3 protein-coding genes are annotated in these 4,159 nt (G+C 72.0%); 1 reads left to right on the top strand and 2 read right to left on the bottom strand.

Annotated features, from left to right (window positions below):
* Positions 1-626: sodium/proton-translocating pyrophosphatase (locus ACJ73U_RS35045; RefSeq protein WP_407782051.1), on the bottom strand; the 626-nt coding region annotated here is incomplete at its 3' end.
* Between the two features lie 302 nt (positions 627-928).
* Between ACJ73U_RS35045 and ACJ73U_RS35040 the strand changes: the two genes are divergently transcribed.
* Positions 929-3,259: a DEAD/DEAH box helicase gene (locus ACJ73U_RS35040; protein ID WP_407782050.1), complete on the top strand. Its 2,331-nt coding sequence runs from the start codon at positions 929-931 to the stop codon at positions 3,257-3,259.
* A gap of 49 nt (positions 3,260-3,308) precedes the next feature.
* On the opposite strand, the gene ACJ73U_RS35035 is transcribed toward ACJ73U_RS35040, so the two are convergent.
* Positions 3,309-3,836, bottom strand: coding sequence for a permease-like cell division protein FtsX (locus tag ACJ73U_RS35035; RefSeq protein WP_407782049.1), 528 nt, complete (start codon positions 3,834-3,836; stop codon positions 3,309-3,311).
* Positions 3,837-4,159 lie beyond the last annotated feature (323 nt).

The raw sequence follows: 4,159 nt of genomic DNA, 5'->3' as shown, positions 1-4,159 counted from the left end.
GCGCCCACGTCGGCGGCCTTGGTGAAGATGCCGCCGCCGACACGCATGAACATCGCGATCAGCGCGGCCCCGAAGCCGAAGCCCTCGAGCACCTTCGGCGCGTCACCCGCGTAGACCAGCACGACGATCGCGGCGCCGAACAGGCCGAGGCCCACGGTGCACATGCCGACCACGCCGCCGGTGCGGAACGCGACGCGCATCGCGGTCTCACGGCCGCCCTGCTCGCGCGCGGCCGCCGCGACCCGCAGGTTCGCCTGCGTGGCGAGCCACATGCCGAGGTAGCCGATGGAGAACGAGAACACCGCGCCGACGATGAAGAACAGGGAGCGGCCGATCCGGTCGCTCCACCCGTCGGCGGGAAGGAAGAACAGCACGACGAACACGATCGCGCCGAAGATCGTCAGCGTGTTGCGCTGCCGCTTCAGGTACGCGCCGGCGCCCTCCTGCACGGCCTTGGCGATGTCCTGCATCTTGGCGGTGCCCTGGCCCGCGGCCAGCACCTCCTTGAGCAGCACGTAACCAACGGCCAGGGCGGCGAGAGCGATCACGGCGACCACGACGACGATGCCGCGATCACCGCCGGTCAGCGATGGACCGCCTTCCGCCGCTAGATACTGCCAGGACATCTGTCCTCCTGGGTCTGCCTGACGTGGCGCGTTTCCGCGATCGCCGAGGACCGCCGCAATCGTCCGCAGGGACGGGTGCGCCACCAGGGGGTAATTGCTGGGACCGGCGGAGTCTATTGGTTGGACTGACGGGCTCTGTCGACCGGCCCGCCAAGCTGCGCATTTCCCGGTTTCATGATCGATCCAGAGCATCGATCAAGAATTTTGGGGAATCCGGCCGCGGCGGGTGTGCGGCAACGCATTCCACCCGCCGCCCGGCGCCAGCCGTTCCGTTGTCGGTGCCGTGTGCGACCCTCGCTCCCGTGAGTCGCCACCTGCTCGACCGTGTGCTGGCCGGCGTGCCCCACGGCGAGAACCCCCTGCGGCACGTCCGGGAGCTGCCGGCACGGCCGGCCGCGGAGGTGGACTGGCCGTCATGGGCCCCCGCGGAGCTGGTCGCCGCCTTCGGCTCGTGCGGGGTCTCCCGGCCGTGGGCGCACCAGGTCGAGGCGGCGACCCACGCGTGGGAGGGCCGGCACGTGGTGATCGCCACAGGCACGGCGTCCGGCAAGTCGCTCGCCTACCAGCTCCCGGTGCTGGGCGGGCTGCTGGCGGACCGCCGCGCGACCGCGCTGTACCTGTCGCCGACCAAGGCCCTCGGCGCGGACCAGCTCCGTGCCGTGTCCGCGCTGGCGCTGGACGGCGTTCGCCCGGCGCCGTTCGACGGCGACACGCCCATGCCGGAGCGCGACTGGGCGCGGGCGAACGCGCGCTGGCTGTTCACGAACCCGGACATGCTGCACCGGGGCATCCTGCCGGCGCACGCCCGCTGGGCGACGTTCTTCCGGCGCCTGGCGTACGTGGTGGTGGACGAGTGCCACGGGTACCGGGGCGTGTTCGGCTCACACGTCGCGCTGCTGCTGCGCCGGCTGCGGCGGGTCGCCGCGAAGTATGGCGCCGATCCGGTGTTCGTCCTGGCCTCGGCGACGGTGTCGGACCCGGCGTCGTCGGCGTCCCGGCTGGCCGGGGTCCCGTGCGTCGCGGTGACCGAGGACGCCTCGCCACAGGGCGCGCGCACGGTGGCGTTGTGGGAGCCGCCACTGCTGCCGGAGCTGTCCGGGGAGAACGGCGCGCCCGTCCGGCGGTCGGCCGGCGCCGAGACGGCCCGGATCATGACGGACCTGGTGGTCGAGGGCGCCAGGACGCTGGCGTTCGTCCGATCACGGCGGGGCGCGGAGCTGACGGCGCTGACGGCGCGGCACGCACTGGCCGAAGTGGACCCGTCGCTGCCGGCCCGGGTGGCCGCGTACCGGGCGGGTTTCCTGCCCGAGGAGCGGCGGGCGCTCGAGAGGTCCCTCGCGGACGGGACGTTGCTGGGGGTGGCGAGCACGAACGCGCTGGAGTTGGGCGTGGACATCGCCGGCCTGGACGCCGTGGTGGTGGCCGGGTACCCGGGGACGCTGGCGTCGTTCTGGCAGCAGGCGGGGCGGGCCGGGCGCGCGGGTGACAGCGCGCTGGTGGTGTTCGTGGCGCAGGACAACCCGCTGGACACCTACCTGGTGCACAACCCGTCGGCGATGCTGGACAAGCCGGTGGAGGCGACGGTCATCGACCCCGCCAACCCGTACGTGCTGGCGCCGCAGCTGGCCTGCGCGGCGATGGAGCTGCCGCTGACGGACTCGTGCCTGCCGGCGTTCGGCGGCGCAGTGGCCCGCCGCGTGCTGGAGGACCTGACGGCCGACGGCGTGCTCCGACGACGCCCGACCGGCTGGTACTGGACCTCCCGCGAGCGGCCACACGCCTCCGTGGACATCCGCGGCTCGGGCGGGGACCAGGTCGCGGTGGTCGAGGCGGACTCCGGTCGTCTACTGGGGACGGTCGACCCTGGCGCGGCGTTCACGACCGTCCACTCGGGAGCGGTCTACCTGCACCAGGGCACGTCCTACGTCGTCGACGACCTGGACCTGTCCACCGGCCTGGCCATGGTGCACCGCGAGGACCCGGAGTGGTCGACGTCCCCGCGCGAGCAGGTGGACATCTCCGTGCTGTCGGTGGAGGAAGAGGCCTGCTGGCCCGGGGGCGTCACGGTGAGCCTCGGCGCCGTGGCGGTGACGTCGCACGTGGTGGCGTACCTGCGGAAGCTGCCGTCCGGCCAGGTGCTGGACCAGGTCCCGCTCGACCTGCCGGAACAGACCCTGAACACGAGGGCGGTCTGGTACACGGTGCCGGACGAGCTGCTGGCGGCGGCCGAACTGACCAAGCACGAGGTCCCGGGCGCCCTGCACGCCGCCGAGCACGCGGCGATCGGCCTGCTCCCCCTGTTCGCGACGTGTGACCGCTGGGACATCGGCGGGGTGTCGACGGCCCTGCACCCCGACACGGGCGAGGCGACGGTCTTCGTCCACGATGGACACCCGGGTGGCGCGGGCTTCGCGGACCGGGCCCACGCGGCGCTGGTCCCGTGGCTGACGGCCACGAGGGACGCGATAGCGGCGTGTGAATGCCCGTCCGGGTGCCCGTCGTGCGTGCAGTCACCGAAGTGCGGCAACGGAAACGAACCGCTGAACAAAGAGGGAGCGATAAGAGTCCTGACCACAGTGCTGGGAGCGGTGACGGAATCACCGGAAGAAAGCCGGACCTCCCGCGCGTCGTGAGGACTCGGCAGGATCACTCGGGCTCGGCACTCGAATCGCTCGGTTCGGATCACTCGGGTTCGGGGCAGTAGTTCTGGACGGTGACCTCGGCATCCGGGAACTTCGCGCGGAGCGCGCCCTGGACCTGCTTACCCGTGCTTCCCTTGCGCGCCATCAGGGTCACCGACGCGGGCAGTGTGTCGGGCGTGGCCGTGTCCACGAGGTCGGGCTGATCGGCGAAGATCTCCTTGAACCGCTTGTAGGCCTGTTGCCGGGTTTCCTCGCGCACGCTCTCGAACCGCGGGTCGTCGCGCAGCTGTGCCGCGGCCGCACGCATCACCGGGTCGGGATCGGTCCCGGAGAAGTACACGACCACCTGGCGGCTGCACTTGTCGTACTGCTCGGGGGTCAGCGCGTGGTACCCCGGGGGGTACACCTTCTCGACCTGGCCCGCCCAGATCCACGCCCCGACACCGAAACCCGCGCCGACGGCGACCACGAGCAGAACGGCCACCAGCAACCACGACGGCCGCCGCCCCAACGCGGAACCCGTCGCGGACCCCGTTGCGGCGCCTGCCGCCGCCCACGGAACTGGCACGCCACTCGTCGGCTCGGCAGCTGAGGCCTCACCGGTCCCCGATCGCGAGGCAGGCGTGTCCCACACCGCTGGCCGCGCCTCGCCGGCCGACTGCGACACGCCGCGCTGCGCCAATGCTTGTGGGTCCCCCGGAATCTCTTCAGGTCGCTCCTGGCTCATCGCGCCAGTCTGCCAGTCCCTGGTGCCCAGAATTCGACCTTTGCACTGAGCGGCCATGGTTTGTTCACTTCCGGAGACGCACAGAGCGCCGGGGCGGCCTGTGGACCTGCCCCGGCGCTCTGAGTTAGCCGGGCGCGCGAGAAGCGATCTACCACCGCTCTCGG

Origin of the sequence: Actinophytocola sp. (assembly GCF_045807065.1) — a bacterium.
Taxonomy (GTDB): Bacteria; Actinomycetota; Actinomycetes; order Mycobacteriales; family Pseudonocardiaceae; genus Actinophytocola.
The sequence above is the reverse complement of the archived record's forward strand: the minus strand, read 5'-3'. Positions and strand labels throughout refer to the sequence as shown.